17 protein-coding genes are annotated in these 15194 nt (G+C 77.2%); 12 read left to right on the top strand and 5 right to left on the bottom strand.

Features of this window, described 5'->3' with window-relative positions; genetic code table 11:
* Positions 1 to 174: 174 nt before the first annotated feature.
* A complete protein-coding gene (gene pdxH / locus ACRYR7_RS18740; RefSeq protein ID WP_432573629.1) occupies positions 175 to 849 on the bottom strand; it encodes a pyridoxamine 5'-phosphate oxidase in 675 nt (224 codons plus the stop codon).
* A 158-nt stretch (positions 850 to 1007) separates the two neighbouring features.
* Between pdxH and ACRYR7_RS18735 the strand changes: the two genes are divergently transcribed.
* The 9 genes from ACRYR7_RS18735 to ACRYR7_RS18695 all read left to right on the top strand — a co-directional run bounded on the left by ACRYR7_RS18735 (position 1008) and on the right by ACRYR7_RS18695 (position 7427).
* Positions 1008 to 1625 carry a hypothetical protein gene (locus ACRYR7_RS18735; protein WP_432573628.1) on the top strand — a complete coding sequence of 206 codons (618 nt, stop codon included), beginning with the start codon at positions 1008 to 1010 and terminating at the stop codon, positions 1623 to 1625.
* A complete protein-coding gene (locus ACRYR7_RS18730) occupies positions 1625 to 2794 on the top strand; it encodes a zinc-dependent alcohol dehydrogenase (RefSeq protein WP_432573627.1) in 1170 nt (389 codons plus the stop codon). Before ACRYR7_RS18735 ends, ACRYR7_RS18730 begins: the two co-directional genes overlap by 1 nt.
* Before the next feature lie 55 nt (positions 2795 to 2849).
* Positions 2850 to 3053 carry a hypothetical protein gene (locus ACRYR7_RS18725; protein ID WP_432573626.1) on the top strand — a complete coding sequence of 68 codons (204 nt, stop codon included), beginning with the start codon at positions 2850 to 2852 and terminating at the stop codon, positions 3051 to 3053.
* Between the two features lie 125 nt (positions 3054 to 3178).
* Positions 3179 to 3994, top strand: coding sequence for a sugar phosphate isomerase/epimerase family protein (locus ACRYR7_RS18720; protein WP_432573625.1), 816 nt, complete (start codon positions 3179 to 3181; stop codon positions 3992 to 3994).
* The gene (locus ACRYR7_RS18715) at positions 3985 to 4725 is read left to right on the top strand and encodes a cupin domain-containing protein (protein WP_432573624.1); all 741 of its coding nucleotides are present in this window, start codon (positions 3985 to 3987) and stop codon (positions 4723 to 4725) included. Before ACRYR7_RS18720 ends, ACRYR7_RS18715 begins: the two co-directional genes overlap by 10 nt.
* Before the next feature lie 71 nt (positions 4726 to 4796).
* Complete coding sequence (locus ACRYR7_RS18710; RefSeq protein WP_432573623.1) at positions 4797 to 5576, top strand: SDR family NAD(P)-dependent oxidoreductase; 780 nt, start codon at positions 4797 to 4799, stop codon at positions 5574 to 5576.
* Between the two features lie 65 nt (positions 5577 to 5641).
* Positions 5642 to 6238, top strand: a complete 597-nt coding sequence (locus ACRYR7_RS18705; protein ID WP_432573630.1) for a molybdopterin-dependent oxidoreductase — start codon at positions 5642 to 5644, stop codon at positions 6236 to 6238.
* Positions 6211 to 6969, top strand: coding sequence for a ferredoxin reductase (locus ACRYR7_RS18700; protein ID WP_432573622.1), 759 nt, complete (start codon positions 6211 to 6213; stop codon positions 6967 to 6969). Before ACRYR7_RS18705 ends, ACRYR7_RS18700 begins: the two co-directional genes overlap by 28 nt.
* Before the next feature lie 56 nt (positions 6970 to 7025).
* Positions 7026 to 7427, top strand: coding sequence for a hypothetical protein (locus ACRYR7_RS18695; RefSeq protein ID WP_432573621.1), 402 nt, complete (start codon positions 7026 to 7028; stop codon positions 7425 to 7427).
* Between the two features lie 50 nt (positions 7428 to 7477).
* Here ACRYR7_RS18695 and ACRYR7_RS18690 read toward each other — a convergent pair whose 3' ends face one another.
* Positions 7478 to 7900, bottom strand: coding sequence for a DUF1810 domain-containing protein (locus ACRYR7_RS18690; RefSeq protein WP_432573620.1), 423 nt, complete (start codon positions 7898 to 7900; stop codon positions 7478 to 7480).
* Positions 7901 to 8036: 136 nt separating this feature from the next.
* Between ACRYR7_RS18690 and serC the strand changes: the two genes are divergently transcribed.
* Both serC and ACRYR7_RS18680 read left to right on the top strand, forming a co-directional pair.
* Positions 8037 to 9185, top strand: a complete 1149-nt coding sequence (gene serC / locus ACRYR7_RS18685; RefSeq protein ID WP_432573619.1) for a phosphoserine transaminase — start codon at positions 8037 to 8039, stop codon at positions 9183 to 9185.
* Between the two features lie 110 nt (positions 9186 to 9295).
* Entirely contained in the window at positions 9296 to 9595 is a 300-nt protein-coding gene (locus ACRYR7_RS18680) for a DUF1540 domain-containing protein (protein ID WP_432573618.1), read from the top strand.
* Here the strand turns inward: ACRYR7_RS18680 and ACRYR7_RS18675 are convergent.
* Genes ACRYR7_RS18675 through ACRYR7_RS18665 form a run of 3 tightly spaced genes read right to left on the bottom strand, consistent with a single transcriptional unit; the run spans position 9580 to position 12702 of the window.
* Complete coding sequence (locus ACRYR7_RS18675; protein WP_432573617.1) at positions 9580 to 10818, bottom strand: class I SAM-dependent methyltransferase; 1239 nt, start codon at positions 10816 to 10818, stop codon at positions 9580 to 9582. The genes ACRYR7_RS18680 and ACRYR7_RS18675 overlap by 16 nt on opposite strands.
* Before the next feature lie 40 nt (positions 10819 to 10858).
* A complete protein-coding gene (locus ACRYR7_RS18670) occupies positions 10859 to 12157 on the bottom strand; it encodes an MFS transporter (RefSeq protein WP_432573616.1) in 1299 nt (432 codons plus the stop codon).
* Positions 12154 to 12702 (bottom strand): MarR family winged helix-turn-helix transcriptional regulator, encoded by a 549-nt coding sequence (locus ACRYR7_RS18665; protein WP_432573615.1) that lies wholly within the window; start codon positions 12700 to 12702, stop codon positions 12154 to 12156. The genes ACRYR7_RS18670 and ACRYR7_RS18665 overlap by 4 nt, the downstream gene beginning before the upstream one ends.
* Before the next feature lie 163 nt (positions 12703 to 12865).
* Between ACRYR7_RS18665 and ACRYR7_RS18660 the strand changes: the two genes are divergently transcribed.
* On the top strand, positions 12866 to 15067 hold the full coding sequence (locus tag ACRYR7_RS18660) for a putative bifunctional diguanylate cyclase/phosphodiesterase (protein WP_432573614.1): 2202 nt from the start codon (positions 12866 to 12868) through the stop codon (positions 15065 to 15067).
* The last annotated feature ends 127 nt before the right edge of the window (positions 15068 to 15194 follow it).

The following is a 15194-nucleotide window of genomic DNA, read 5'->3' as shown; positions in this document are numbered from 1 at the left end:
GCTGGCGGGCGGACGACGAGCCCGCCCTCCCGCGCCGCGCCGGGCGGCGGGGGGGCGCGGGCGGGCGCCGCCCCCCCCCCCCCCCCCCCCCCCCCCCCCCCCCCCCCCCCCCCCCCCGGGCCGGGGGCGCCGGGCTAGGGGCGTCGGGTCGAGGGGGCCGGTGCCGGCCCCCGCTCAGGGCTGGCGGCGCTCCAGGCGCCAGGCCGCGGCGTCGTCCAGGGCGGCGGGGGCGCCGTCGCGGCTGAGCAGCACCAGGCGGTCGTGCAGGCGCGAGGTGCGGCCCTGCCAGAACTCCACCTCCGCGGCGCGCACGAGGTAGCCGCCCCAGTGCGGCGGGGCGGGCACGTCGTGCGGGGAGCCGGTGTCGGGGAAGCGCCGGCGCAGCTCGGCCTCGCGCGCGTGCAGCTCGGCGGCGGAGGCGATCGGCTGCGACTGCTCGCTGGCCCACGCCCCGATCCGCGAGCCGTAGGGCCGGGAGGCGAAGTACGCCTCCGTCTCCGCGCGCGGGACGACCTCGGCGCGCCCGCGCACCGCCACCTGCCGGTGCAGCCCGTGCCAGGTGAACAGCAGCGCCACCCGGGGGTCGTGCGCGATGGCGGCGGCCTTGCGCGAGCGCTGGTTGGTGTAGAGGACGAACCCGCGCGCGTCCACGCCCTTGAGCAGCACCGTGCGCGCGGAGGCGCCGTCGGGGCCGGTCGTGGCCAGGGTCGTGGCGTTGGGCTCGGGCACGTCCGCCGCCACGGCTTCGGAATACCACGCCCGGAACTGCTCCAGCGGGGTGGCGGCCAGGTCGGTCTCGTCGAACGAGCGCTCGCCGTAGTCCACGCGGCGCTGTGCGGGGTCCTCCACGCGCCCCACCCTAGGCGCGCCGCGCGCGCCTCCGGCCGGGGCGGCGCCGAGGTGCCGCCCGGCGGGGGCGGCCGTAGCGTGACCGGCGGGGGCGAGGAGCCGCCGCGAGCAGCGCCCACCCGGGCCCGGCCCGGTGGGCAGGACGGAGCGGATCGAGCGTGGACGTGACGCAGAAGGCGCGGGAGAAGGCGCGCGGGGCCGTGGCCTCGGCCGTGGGGGCCGCCGCGCGCGTGCTGCCCGGTCACCTCGGTCAGCAGGGCGGCGAGGGCCCGGCCCGGCAGACCCTGACGATCGCCCGGCCGGCCGCCGAGGTGCTGGCCGCCTGGCGCGACCCGGAGGTGGTCTCGCGCCTGCTGGGCGACGTGGCCACCGCGCGGGCCGGGGCCGACGGGCGCTGGACCCTCACCCCCGCCGCCGGCGAGGCGCTGCGGGCGCGCCCGGTCGAGGTCGACGGCGGGCTGGAGCTGCGCCGCGCCGAGGACGGGGGCCCGCGCGCGCCGCAGGAGGACGTGCGCGACAGCGAGGACGACACCGAGGGCGGGCGCACCGGCGAGCAGCCGGGGCAGGGCGGGGACGAGGACGTCCTGCTGCGCGTGAGCACCCGCCCCGCCCCCGGCGAGCTGGGCACCGAGGTCACCTGCGAGGTGGCGCGCGAGCTGAGCGCCGGGGTCGGCGGCGTGCCGTTCACGCTGCTGTACCGGTTGCGCGCGCTGCTGCTGACCGGTGAGGTGCCCACCATCGAACCGCAGCCCGCCGCCCGTGAGGAGGAGCGCTGATGCGCGCGCTGGTGTGGAACGGCGTGAACGACCTCGCCGTGGAGACCGTCCGGGACCCGGGCGTGATCAACCCGCACGACGTCGTGCTCGACGTCACCCTGACCGTCACCTGCGGCTCGGACCTGCACTTCATCGACGGGTACCTGCCCGGCATGCGCTCCGGGGACGTGTTCGGCCACGAGTTCATGGGCGTGGTCGCCGAGGTCGGCCCGGAGGTCGAGCGGCTCAAGGTGGGCGACCGGGTCGTGGTGCCCTCGTTCATCGGCTGCGGGGAGTGCTTCTACTGCACCCGCGACATGTGGTCGCTGTGCGACACCACGAACCCCAACGCCGCCCTGCAGCAGCCGCTGATGGGGTTCCCCACCGGCGGGATCTACGGCTACACCCACCCCTTCGGCGGGTACGCCGGCTCGCACGCGGAGTTCGTCCGGGTGCCCTTCGGCGACGTGAACTGCTTCCCCGTGCCCGAGGGCGTCAGCGACGTGCAGGCGCTGTTCACCTCCGACGCCGTCCCGACGGGCTACACCGGCGCGGACTACTGCGACATCACCCCCGGGGACACGGTGGCGGTGTTCGGCGCCGGCGCCGTCGGCCTCATGGCCGCCGCCAGCGCCAGGCTGCTGGGCGCCGAGCGCGTCATCGTCGTGGACCGCCTGCCCGAGCGGCTGGAGCTGGCCCGCACGCGCGTGGGCGCCGAGACGGTCGACTACTCGCAGGTCGACAGCGTGCAGGAGGTGCTGCGCGAGGCCACCGGCGGGCGCGGGCCCGACGCCGTCATCGAGGCCGTGGGCATGGAGGGGCACGGCACGGGCGTGCAGGAGGCCTACGACCGCGCCAAGCAGGCGCTGCGGCTGGAGACCGACCGGGCCACCCCGCTGCGCGAGGCGATCCTGGCGTGCCGCAAGGGCGGGGTCGTGGCGGTGCTCGGCGTGTACGGGCTCACCGACAAGTTCCCCATGGGCGTGGTCCTCAACAAGGGCCTGACCATCCGCGCCTCGCAGCAGCACGGCCAGCGCTACGTCCCGCGGCTGCTGCAGCACATCGCCGACGGCGAGCTGGACACCAGCTTCCTGGCCACGCACGAGATGCCGCTGGAGGACTCCGTGCGCGGCTACGAGATGTTCAAGGAGAAGCAGGACGGCTGCCTGCGGGCGGTCTTCCGCCCCTGAGCGGCGCGCCGCCGACGCCACCCACACCACCGCAGCACCCCGCGAGAGGAGCACCATGACCACGCCCAGCCAGGAGCCCGGCAGCCCCGCCGCCGCCGAGTCGCCCACCGAGAACGGCTACGGCAACGACACCGGTTTCGCGCTCGAGGCCGAGGAGGCCGACGAGAGCACCGGCCCCGGCTCGGGGGCCGACACCTCCGGCGACAGCTCCGGCGACGCTACGAGCGGGCAGCAGCCCGGCGAGCACAGCGGGTCCTGAGCCCGCGCGGCGCGCGCCCCGGTCCCCGCCACGGCGCGGGGGCCGGGGCGCGCGCCGTTGACCGGCCGGGGCCGCTGTGGCACCCTCTGCGGAAAGCGCATTCCAGCTCGAGGGGGAGCCCGCCCGTGGACACCGCACGCCTCAGCCTGAACCAGATCACCGTCAACTCCTGGTCCCTGGAGCAGGCCGTCGCCGGGTGCGAGCGGCACGAGGTCGGTGCGATCGCCCTGTGGCGCGACAAGATCGCCGCCACCGGCCTGCAGCACGCCGCCCGCCTCGTGCGCGACGCGGGCCTGCGCGTCAGCTCCGTGTGCCGCGGCGGGATGTTCACCGACCCCGGCGCCGACCCCGCCGCCGTGCTGGACGACAACCGCCGCGCCGTGGAGGAGGCCGCCGAGCTGGGCGCCGACGCCCTCGTGCTGGTCTGCGGGCCGCTGGTGGACCGCGACCTGCCCGCCGCCCGCGCCCGCGTGCGCGACGGCGTCGCCGCCCTGCTGCCGCACGCCGCCGCCGCCGGCGTGCGCCTGGCGATCGAGCCGCTGCACCCGATGATGATCGGCGTGCGCTCCGTGGTCGTCTCCCTCGGCCAGGCCCTCGACCTCGTCGAGGAGCTGGAACCGGCCCACCCCGGCTCCCTTGGCGTCGTCGTCGACGCCTACCACGTGTGGTGGGACCCGGCCCTGGAGCAGCAGCTGCAGCGCGCCGCCGGCAAGGTGCTCGGCTACCACGTCTCGGACTGGCTGCCCGCGACCACCGACCTGCTGCTGGACCGCGGCGTGATGGGCGACGGCCTCATCGACCTGCCGGGGCTGTCCGCGCAGGTCGCCGCCACCGGTTTCGACGGCCCCGTGGAGGTCGAGGTCCTCTCCGCGCGCTGGTGGGGCGAGGACCCCGACGACGTGCTGCGCCTGGTGCGCAAGCGGTTCGAGGAGTGCGTCTGAGCGCGGGCGCCGGCGTGCCGGGCGTCGAGGCGTTCCCCGGCGCGGTGGGCCTGTCCGCGCTGCGCGTGTACGACTGGCCCGCCGCCGACGGCCTGCGCGGCGGTTCCCCGCACCTGCACACCGCCTCCGCCGAGGGCTACGCCGTGCTCGGCGGGACCGGTGCGGTGCAGACGCTCTCGGCCGCCGGGTACGCCGAGCACCCCCTGGCCGCCGGCGCGCTGCTGTGGTTCACCCCCGGCACCGTGCACCGGCTGGTGAACACCTCCGGCGACCTGCGCCTGCTCGTCGTCATGCAGAACGCCGGGCTGCCCGAGGCCGGCGACGCCGTGCTCACCTTCCCCGCCGACGTGCTCGCCGACCCGGGCGCCTACGCCGCCGCCGCCCGCGCCGGCACCGAGGAGGAGGCGCGCCGGCGCCGCGACCTGGCCCTGGCCGGGTACGCGCACTGGTGCGAGCGCGTGGCCGCCGAGGGCCCCGGCGCCCTGGCCGACCTGCACGCCGCCGCCGCCCGCCTGGTCGCCCCGCGCGCCGGCGGCTGGCGCGAGCTGTGGCGGCAGCGGCCCCTGGCCCAGGCCGAGCGCACCGGCGAGCACCTCCACGCCCTCGCCGCCGCCGACCCCGCCCACCTGGCCGGCGCCCGCGTGCTGAGCGCCGACGCGGTGCCGGGGGAGCGCTTCGGCATGTGCGGGCGGCTGTCGGTGTGGGACCTCGACGGGGCCCGCGAGGCCTGAGCGCGGGCAGTGCGCGCAGGTGGTCCCGCCGGGGACTGGCCCGCCCCGGCGCGCCCCGGTAGACAACGGGCATGCGCATCGACCTGACGGGGAAGACCGCCGTGGTGACCGGCTCGTCCCAGGGCATCGGCCTGGCCGTCGCCCGCGGCCTGGCGGCGGCGGGCGCCGCCGTCGTGCTGACCGGGCGCTCGGAGGAGCGGCTGCGCGAGGCAGCCGGCACCGTGAACGGCCAGGCCCGCTGGGTCGCCGCCGACCTCACGAGCGAGCAGGGCACCGCCCGCCTTCTCGAGGCCGTCCCCGCCGCCGACGTCCTGGTGAACAACCTCGGGATCTTCGGCGCCGCGGACCCGCTGACCATCGACGACGACGAGTGGCGCCGCTACTTCGAGACGAACGTGCTCACGGCCGTGCGGCTCACCCGGCACTACCTGCCCGGGATGGTCGAGCGCGGCTGGGGCCGCGTGCAGTACGTCTCCAGCGACTCCGCCGTCGTCACCCCGGCCGAGATGATCCACTACGGCGTCTCCAAGACCGCCCTGCTCGCGGTGCACCGGGGTTTCGCCAAGGCCGCCGCCGGCACGGGCGTCACGGTCAACAGCGTGCTGGCCGGCCCCACGCACACCGGCGGGGTGGAGGAGTTCGTCCGCCAGCTCGTGCCCGGCGACCTGCCGTGGGAGCAGGCGCAGCAGCGGTTCATGCGCGAGCACCGCCCGCAGTCCCTGCTGCAGCGGCTCATCGAGCCGGAGGAGATCGCGAACATGTGCTGCTACCTGGCCTCCCCGCTCGCCTCCGCCACCACCGGCGCCGCGGTGCGCGTCGACGGCGGCTACGTCGACGCGATCCTGCCGTGAGCACCGGGGAGGACCCCGTGGAGGGCGCCGCGGGGGACGCCGGGAAGGGCGCCGGGGAGCTGCGCGTGCCGCGCGTCACCCGCGGCTTCACCGGCCGGTGCCGCGAGCGCAGCGACGAGCTGCCGCCGGGCCAGTACCGCACCGAGGACTTCCCCGTCCTCTCGGCCGGGCCGACCCCGCGCGTGGACACCGCCGAGTGGCGCTTCAGCATCACCACCGAGACCGGCGGCTCGCACCACTGGGACTGGAACGGCCTGCACCGGCTGCCGCGCGTGGACGTCGAGACCGACCTGCACTGCGTCACCCGCTGGTCGAAGTTCGGCACCCGCTGGACCGGGTACCCCCTGGACGCGTTCTTCTCCTCCGTGAGCACCTCCGCCGAGCACGCCCTGGTGACCTGCTACGGCGGCTACACCACGAACCTGCCGCTGGCGGACCTGCTCGGCGGGCGCGCCTGGATCGCCACCGGCTGCGGCGGCGAGCCGCTGGCGCCCGTGCACGGCGGGCCCGCGCGCCTGCTCGTGCCGCACCTGTACCTGTGGAAGTCGGCGAAGTGGGTGCGCTCGCTGACCCTGTCCACCACCGAGCGGCTCGGGTTCTGGGAGAAGGCCGGCTACCACCCCCGCGGCGACCCGTGGCGCGAGCAGAGGTACGCGCTCTGAACGGCTGGCGCCCGGCCCGGGTCGCGGCGGTCCGCCCCGAGGGCGACACCGCCCGCACCCTCGTGCTGGAGGTCCCCGACTGGCCCGGCCACCTGGCCGGCCAGCACCTCGACGTGCGCCTGAGCGCCCCCGACGGCTACCGGGCCGTGCGCTCGTACTCCCTGGCGTCGGCCGCCACCGGGCCCGGCCCGGCCCGCCTGGAGGTGGGCGTGCAGGAGGTCCGCGACGGGGAGGTCTCCCCGTTCCTCGTGCACGAGGTGCGCCCCGGCGACGTGCTGGAGGTCACCGGCCCGCTGGGCGGCTGGTTCGTCTGGCGCCCGTCCGACCCCGGCCCCGTGCAGCTCGTCGGCGGCGGCTCCGGCGTGGTGCCGCTGGTGTCGGTCGTGCGCACCCACGCCGACGCCGGCTCGCCCGTGCCGCTGCGGCTGCTGCTCTCGGCGCGCACCCCCGCCGCCGCGATGCACCTGCCCGAGCTGCTGCACCGCGGCACCGCCCAGCCGGGCTTCTCCTTCGAGGCCGTGTGGACCCGGCGGGCCCCCGAGGGCGACCGGCGCCCGCCCGGCCGCCTGGACGCCGCCCTGCTGGCGCGCGCCGTCCTGCCCGCCGAGCAGGGGCCGACCTGCTACGTGTGCGGGCCCACCGCCTTCGTGGAGACCGTCGCGGACCTGCTGCTGGCCGCCGGGCACGGCGCCGGGCGCATCCGCACCGAGCGGTTCGGCTCCGGCGGCTGAGCCCGCACCGGCCCGGACGGTGGACCCGGCAGCGCCCGGGCGCGCACCATCGGTGCATGAGCGCGACAGCGGGCGAGGACGGGACCGTGGACGGGCACGCACCGGAGGGGGCCGGCACCGGCGCGCCGGTCGCCGAGCGGCTGCCCCTGCCGCACGCGGGCGGGCGCGCGGCCGAACCGTGGCGGCGGCGGGCGCTGGCGCTGCGCGGCAGCCTGCCGCAGCTCGCCCGCAACCCCGTGGTGGTCAGCGCCTCGACGGTGGCGGTGACGCTCGCGGCGCGCGTCGCGCTGGAGGTGGCCCGCCGGGCCCTCGCCGGGCCGGGCGCGCGCGGGCCGGTGCAGGTGGAGGTCTCCGGGCACGTCGTGCACCACGTCCACGTGGTGCAGCACCTGCACGTGGTGCACCACGCCTCCTCGCCGATCGGCTGGCCGGCCCTGTCGGCCCCGCCCCGGCGCTGAACCCGCCCGGGGCGTCCTGCGGCTGACCGGCCGCCGGCGGGGGAGCGGCCTCAGCCGAGCCGGTCCTCCGTCAGCCCGTCGCGCTCGCCGCCGAAGAACCCCTCCAGCACCGCGTCGAAGGTGGGCTCCTCCGGGTCGGTCGCGGCGAACAGCGTCATCGACGAGCGCAGCTTGGCCGCGTCCACCTCGCCGAAGACCGCCACCGGGTCCCGGCCGGGCAGGTCCAGCAGCACCCGGGCGCACTCGCGCAGCCGCTGCCCCAGCACCGGGTGCGCCAGGTAGGCCTGCGCCTCCGGCAGCCCGGAGACCGCGTACCGCTGCGAGGTGGGGCTGCTGCCCAGGCCGGCCACCTGCGGGAAGACCCACCACATCCAGTGCGAGGTCTTGCGGCCGGCGGCGATCTCGGCGAGGGCGCGCTCGTAGGTGCCCTCCTGGGCCTCGACGAAGCGCTGCAGGTCGAAGGGGTCGTCCACGGGCACCACCTTGCACCGGCGGCGCCCGGAGCACCCGCCGGGACGCGGTGCCGGTGCGGGGCGGCGGCTGGTGCGGCGGCTGGTGCGGCGGGCGGTGCGGCGCGGGACGCGGCGGCGTTGCGGGAGGATCCACCCCGTGAGCGAGGTCCCCGACGTCCGCATCCCCGCCGAGCTGCTGCCCGCCGACGGCCGCTTCGGCTCCGGCCCCAGCAAGGTGCGCCCCGAGCAGGTCGAGGCGCTGGTGCGCGCCGGGCGCACCGTGCTCGGCACCTCCCACCGCCAGGCGCCGGTGAGGTCCCTCGTGCGCCGCGTGCGCGAGGGCCTGGCGCGGCTCTTCGAGCTGCCCGAGGGGTACGAGGTGGTCCTCGGCAACGGCGGCTCCACCGCCTTCTGGGACGTGGCCGCCCTGTGCCTGGTGCGCGAGCGCTCCCAGCACCTGGTGCTGGGGGAGTTCTCCGCCAAGTTCGCCGGCGTCACCGCCGGCGCGCCGTTCCTCGCCGAGCCCGTCGTGGTGCGCGGCCAGCCGGGCACCCTGCCCCGGTCCACCGGCGTCGCCGAGGGCGTCGACGCCGTGGCCTGGCCGCACAACGAGACCTCCACCGGCGTGATGGCGCCCGTGCTGCGCCCAGAGGGGCCCGCCCCGGCCGACGGCGGGCCGCTGGTGCTGGTGGACGCCACCTCCGGCGCCGGCGGCCTGGCGGTCGACGTCTCGCAGACCGACGCGTACTACTTCGCCCCGCAGAAGTCCTTCGCCTCCGACGGGGGCCTGTGGCTGGCGCTGCTCTCGCCGGCCGCGCTGGAGCGCGCGCGGGAGGTGGCGGCCACCGGGCGGTGGGTGCCGCCGTCGCTGGACCTGCTCACCGCGGTGGAGAACTCGCGCAAGGACCAGACGTACAACACCCCCGCGGTGGCGACGCTGGTGATGCTGGCCGAGCAGGTGGAGTGGCTGCTGGCGCAGGGGGGCCTGGCGTGGGCCGCGCAGCGCACCGCGCGCTCGGCCGCCGTCGTCTACGGCTGGGCCGCCGAGCGGGAGTGGGCGGCGCCCTTCGTGGCCGAGGAGGCCGCGCGCAGCACCGTGGTCGCCACGATCGACCTGGACGCCTCGATCGACAGCGCCGCCGTGCAGGAGGTGCTGCGCCGCAACGGGGTCGTGGACGTCTTCCCCTACCGCAGCCTGGGGCGCAACCAGCTGCGCGTCGGGCTGTTCCCGGCCGTGGACCCCGAGGACGTGCGGGCCCTGACGGCGTGCGTGGACCACGTCGTGGAACGCCTCAGGAAAGCCTGACCTTCGTTTCCCGGAGCCACGAAGGAATGCCTCACCTGCCTTTTCGGGAATGACGTAGGAAAGGCGTTCCTTCGTGGCGGGGAATGCGGTGCGCCGTTATGGTCGAAGGCATGGCGACCGTGAACCTGGACCTGACCCCCATCCACCAGTGCTCCGTCAGCGGGTGCACCTTCAACGCGGACGTGTCCTGCCACGCCCCGACGATCACCGTGGGCGACCACGGCGCGAACCACTGCGGCACCTTCCTGGGCCTGCCCACCAAGCACCGCACGGCCCCCGACGGCCACGTCGGCGCCTGCCAGCTCGCCGACTGCCGGCACAACTCGGACCTGACCTGCCGCGCCGCCGCCATCGAGGTCGGCACCGCGGACGACGGCGCCACGAAGTGCCTGACCTACAGCGCGGCCTGAGGCTCCCGGTCCCCCGCCGCGCCCTGGGCCAGGGCTGAGCGCACCGCGTCCAGCTCCGGGGCCAGCGCGGCCGCCAGGGCGGGCTGCACGCCCCACTCGCGGCACAGCCCGTCGAACTCCGCCAGGTGCTCGGCGCGCGGTGCGGACCCCGTCCGCACCGCGCGCAGCATCGCGTTGCGCGGCGTGTGGGCGGAGTCGATGAACTCCACCACCTCCACCCGGTAGCCCAGCAGCTGCAGCACCAGCGCCCGCAGCGCGTCGGTGAGCACGTCCGCGAACCGCTCGCGTAGGATCGCGTGGCGCACCACCGGCCCGCGCTCGCCGGAGGCGGCGATCTGCCGCTGCACGTCGCGGTGGCAGCACGGCGCGGCCAGCACCAGCGGCGCCCCCCAGCGCACCGCCCGCGCCAGCGCCTCGTCGGTGGCGGTGTCGCAGGCGTGCAGCGCCACCACCACGTCCGGGCGCTCGCCCGGCGCGAACGGCTCGGCCGCGGCGATGGTGCCGCGCGCGAAGCCCAGCCCGTCCAGGCCCGCCTCGCGCGCCGCGCGCCGGCCGTGCTCCAGCACGTCCTCGCGCACGTCCACGCCGACCGTGCGCAGCTCGCGCCCGTCGGCGGCGGCCCGCTGCGAGAGCCACCGGTGCGCCGCGAACGTCAGGTAGGCGTTGCCGCAGCCCAGGTCCACCGCCCGCACCACCGGCCCGGCCTGCTCCAGCACCCCCGGCGCCAGCGGCGCGAGCTGGCGCACGAACGCCTCCACCTGCCGGCGCTTGTCGCCGCCGGCGCCCAGCACCCGGAACACCGGGTCGTCGGGGTCCACCAGGCGCTGCTTGGGGCGGTCGTGCGCCTGCGGGCCCGCCGGCGCGGCCCCCTCGCGCGCGGTGCGGTGCACCTGCGCCTCGCCCTTCTTCGTCACCCGCAGCTGCACCGTCTGCGCGGCCGTCTCCACGTGCCAGTTGCCGTGCGGCTGCGCCAGCAGCGCGTCCACGGCGCCGGCGGCCTGCGCGGCCGGCACGTTGCGGGTGCTCACCACCGGGCCGGTGCGGGCGGTGAACTGCAGGTGCGGGCCCGAGCGCAGCGCCACCGGGCGCACCTCCACCCGCTCGTGCTCAGGCGGCTCCAGCCCGCGCCGGCGCCCCGCCGCGACCGCCCGCACGAGGTGCTGCTCGTCCAGCAGCAGCGCGCGGACGTCGGACAGGGCGGTGGCCAGGTCGGTGGTGGGCACGCCCCCATTCTCCGCCCGCCGCGCGGGTGCCCCGGACCGCTCAGGCCGCGGCGACGTCGCGCTCGTCGCCGCCGTCGGGGGAGCGCACCGGCACCACGCGCAGGTGCGGGGTGGTGCGCAGGGAGTACGTGACCCGCACCTCCGCCCGGCGCAGCACGAGCACCGCGACCAGCACCGCCACCAGCCCCGAGGGGATCGAGCCCACCAGCACCGACCACTCCGGCCCGAAGCGGGTGCCGACCCAGCCCACGAACGGGCCGCCGACCACGGTGCCGCCCTGCATGAGCGACATGTACAGCGCCATCACCCGCCCGCGCACGCGCGGCTCGGTGCTCATCTGCACCGTCGCGTTCGCCGCGGTCAGCAGCGTCAGCGAGGACAGCCCCAGGAACGGCAGCACTACCAGGTACAGCCAGTAGCTGGGCATCACCGCCGAGACCGAGGCGGTCACCGCGAACGCCAGCGCCGCGCCGATGACCAGCCGCCAGCGCGGGCGCTCGCGCCGCGCGGCGACCAGGGCGCCCAGCAGCGAGCCGACCGCCAGCACCGTGCCGGCCACGCCGAAGGCCGCCGCGTCCCGGCCGAACTTCACGCTCGTGATGAGCGCGGAGGTGAGCTGGAAGTTCAGCCCGAAGGTCCCCACCACGCCCACCAGCGCGAAGACCGCCACCAGGTCCGGGCGCTCGCGCACGTAGCGCAGGCCCTCGCGCATCCCGCCGGTGCCCTTCGCGGGGCGCTCGCGGGGCACCGGGTGCGCCGGGCGCATCAGGTGCAGGGTGAGCAGCGGGGCCAGGAACGAGGCGGCGTTGATCAGGAACACCGGCCCGGTGCCGAACCAGGCGATGAGCAGCCCGGCCAGGCCGGGGCCGAGCAGGCGCGCGGCGTTGAAGGAGGCGGAGTTCAGCCCGATGGCGTTGGGCAGGTCCTCGGGAGGCACGAGCTGGCTGACGAACGTCTGGCGCACCGGGCCGTCGATCGCCGAGGCGCAGCCCAGCAGGGTCGCCAGGACGTAGACGTGCCACAGCCGGGCGGCGTCGGCCAGGACCAGCACCGCCAGCACCAGGCCGACGAGCATCATCGCCGCCTGCGTGGCCATGAGGGTGCGCCGCTGCGGGAAGCGGTCGGCGACCCAGCCGGCCACCGGGGCCAGCACGAGGATCGGGCCGAACTGCAGCCCGGTGGTGATGCCGCCGGCGGTGCCCGAGCCGTTCGTGAGGACCTGGATGACCAGCCAGTCCTGGGCCACCCGCTGCATCCAGGTGCCCGTGTTCGACACGATCGCGCCGGAGGCCCACAGGCGGTAGTCACGGTGCCGCAGGGAGCGGAAGGTCCGGTTCACTCCTCGACCACCGCGCGCAGCAGCCGGGCGGCCTCGGCCAGGGTGGCGCGCTCGCCCTCGTCCAGGCGGGCCAGGCGCTCGCCGAGCCAGGCGGCCCGGCGGGCGCGGGTGTCCTCGACGGCGGCGCGGCCGGCCGCGGTGGGGAGGACGAGGACCTGCCGGCCGTCGTCGGGGTGGCCGGTGCGCTCCACGTAGCCCGCCGCGGCCAGGGCCGCCACGGTGCGCGTCATCGACGGCGGGCGCACGTGCTCGGCCTCGGCCAGCTCGCCGGGGGTGCGCGGGCCGTGCACGTGCAGGTGGGCCAGGACGGAGAACTGCCCGTCGCTGAGGTCCTCCACGCTCTTCTGCGAGCGCAGCCGGCGGGCGGTGCGCAGCAGCGCGACGCGCAGGTCGACGGCGAGCCGGTCGAGGTCGTCGTCGCCGGGCCGCGCCGGCGGGGGCCCCGGCGGGGGTGCCGCCGAGGGGGCCGTCGAGGGCGCCGCGGGAGGGGCGGGGGGTGCTGCGGGGGGCGCCGGTGGGGCCGGTTCGGGGGTGGCGCTGGTCACGTCCACCACGCTACTCCTTAGCCAAGCTAATGACCACCGGCAACGATCCTGGCCCGCGCCACCGGTTCGCTACCGGGTTCCTCCACAGCGGGTTACAGTCAATGACGTTGAGTAGCTAGTTGGGGCCGGGCAGCACCGGCTGCCCGAGGACGGGAGCTGACGCGTGACGGGTTCTCCGACGACCTCGGTCCTGCGCACCGGTGCGGCGCTGCGCGCCGGCGCCCAGACCCCCCGCCTGGAGGGCGGGGCGACCCCGGACGTCCCCCTGGACGTCTCCCTCGACGTGGAGGCGGCCGCCCGCGCCAACCTCACCGCCGCCGTCCTGCGCGCCCAGCGCCGCTTCGCCGACTGCGCCGACCTCGCCGCCCTGGCCGAGGAGGTCGTCGACGAGATCCAGAGCGCCGGCTACGGCCGCGTGCTGCTGCTGGAGACCGTGGCCCGCTCGCGCCACCGCGAGCTGGAGGTCCTCGCCTCCCGCGGCGAGGCCGCCCCCGTGCGCGGCCGGCGCACCACCGGCGCCGACCTGGCCCGCACCGCCCCCGCCGCCGTCGTCGAGCTCGTCGCCGGCGACCCCCGGGCCCCGCGCCTGGCCGTGTGGGGCGCCCCCGCCCCCGGCAGCGCCCCGCTGGACCTGCTCGCCGGCGCCGCCGGCGCCGCCTGGTGCGCCGTGCGGGCCGCCCGCGACGCCCGGCGCTCCGCCGCCGACCTGGCCGCCGCCCAGCAGCTCCTCTCCGGCGCCGTGCGCCTGGCCGGGCTGGGCTCCTGGTCCTGGGACCCCGCCACCGGCCGCTTCACCCTCGACGACCGGCTGCGCGACGTGCTCGGCCTCGACCCCGCCGAGCCCGACCCCGACCTGGCCACCTGGCGCGAGCGCGTCCACCCCGACGACCGCGGCCCCTTCACCAGCGTGGGGGACCCCGCCGCCCGCACGGGGGGTGCCTCGGTGCCCTACCCCTTCCGGGTGCGCTGCGCCGACGGCAGCGAGCGCACCTTCCTGGGCACCAGCGTCCCGCTGGACACCTCCCGCTCCGGCGTCGTGCAGGGCCTCGTGCTCGACCTGGCCTCCGGGGACCGCTCCACCGGCGAGCTGGTGCGCCTGGCCCAGTGCGACTCCCTCACCGGCCTGGCCAACCGCGCCGTGCTCGACGTGCGCCTGGACGAGGCGCTGCGCACCGCCACCCCGACCTCCGCCGTCGCGCTCGTCCTGCTCGACCTGGACCGCTTCAAGCTCGTCAACGACACCCTGGGCCACCAGATCGGCGACGCCCTGCTGCGCCAGATCGCCGTGCGCCTGCAGCAGGCCGCCCCCGCCGGCTCCACCCTGGCGCGCCTGGGCGGCGACGAGTTCGTCCTCATGGTCCCCGGCGTCGACCGCCCCGAGTCCGCCGCCGTCATGGCCCACAACCTCATCCGGCGCCTGCGCGCGCCCGTGCTGCTGCCCGGCCTGCCCGAGCCGTTCGTGTGCACCTCCAGCGCCGGCATCGCCGTCGGGCACGAGGGCAGCGGCGACGAGCTGTTCCGCAGCGCCGACATGGCCCTGTACCGGGCCAAGGACGCCGGCCGCGACCGCGTCGCCGTCTACGACTCCGCCATGCGCGACGACGCCCAGGCCCGGCGCGAGGCCGAGCACAAGGTCCGCCGCGCCCTGCGCACCGACGGCCTGCGCGTGGTGTGGCAGCCCATCGTCGACCTGCGCGACGAGCGGCTCGTGGCCGCCGAGGCCCTCGTGCGCCTGCAGGACCCCGTCGAGGGGCTGCTGGAGCCCAAGGCGTTCGTCGACACCGCCGAGGACACCGGCCTCATCGTCGACGTCGACACCTGGGTGCTCGGGGAGGTGCTGCGCCAGCTCAACGAGTGGCGCACCGGGGGCAACGGCCTGCAGGTCTCCTTCAACGTCTCCGGCAAGACGCTGGAGCACCCCGCCTTCGCGCACCGCCTGGCCCACAGCGTGGAGAGCACCGGCGCCGCCGGCTCCAGCCTGCTGTGCGAGGTCACCGAGCGCACCCTGATCGACCTGTCCACCTCCACCCGCGCCAGCCTGGGGGAGCTGCGCAGCGTCGGCGCCCGCGTGGGCCTGGACGACTTCGGGACCGGGTACTCCTCGCTGTCCTACCTGGACCGCTTCCCGCTGAGCTTCCTGAAGATCGACATGAGCTTCGTGCGCCCCCTGGGCACCTCCCGGCGCGCCGCCGCCGTCGTCGAGGCCCTCATCAGCCTCGCCCACGCCCACGGCATGGTCGTCACCGCCGAGGGCGTGGAGACCCGCGAGCAGGCGCGCATGCTGCGCGACATGGGCTGCGACCGCGCCCAGGGCTGGCTGTTCGGCCGGCCGGTGGCCGCCGGCCTGCTGCCCCTCGCGCGCTGAGCGGCGCGCGCAGCGGCGCGGCGGGCGGGGGGGGGGGGGGGGGGGGGGGGGGGGGGGGGGGGGGGGGGGGGGGGGGGGGGGGGGGGGGGGGGGGGGGGGGGGGGGGGGGGGGGGGGGGGGGGGGGGG

It is taken from the genome of Kineococcus gurbantunggutensis (assembly GCF_050871925.1).
GTDB lineage: Bacteria > Actinomycetota > Actinomycetes > Actinomycetales > Kineococcaceae > Kineococcus.
Note: the sequence above shows the minus strand (reverse complement) of the source record. Positions and strands in the feature narration are given on the sequence as shown.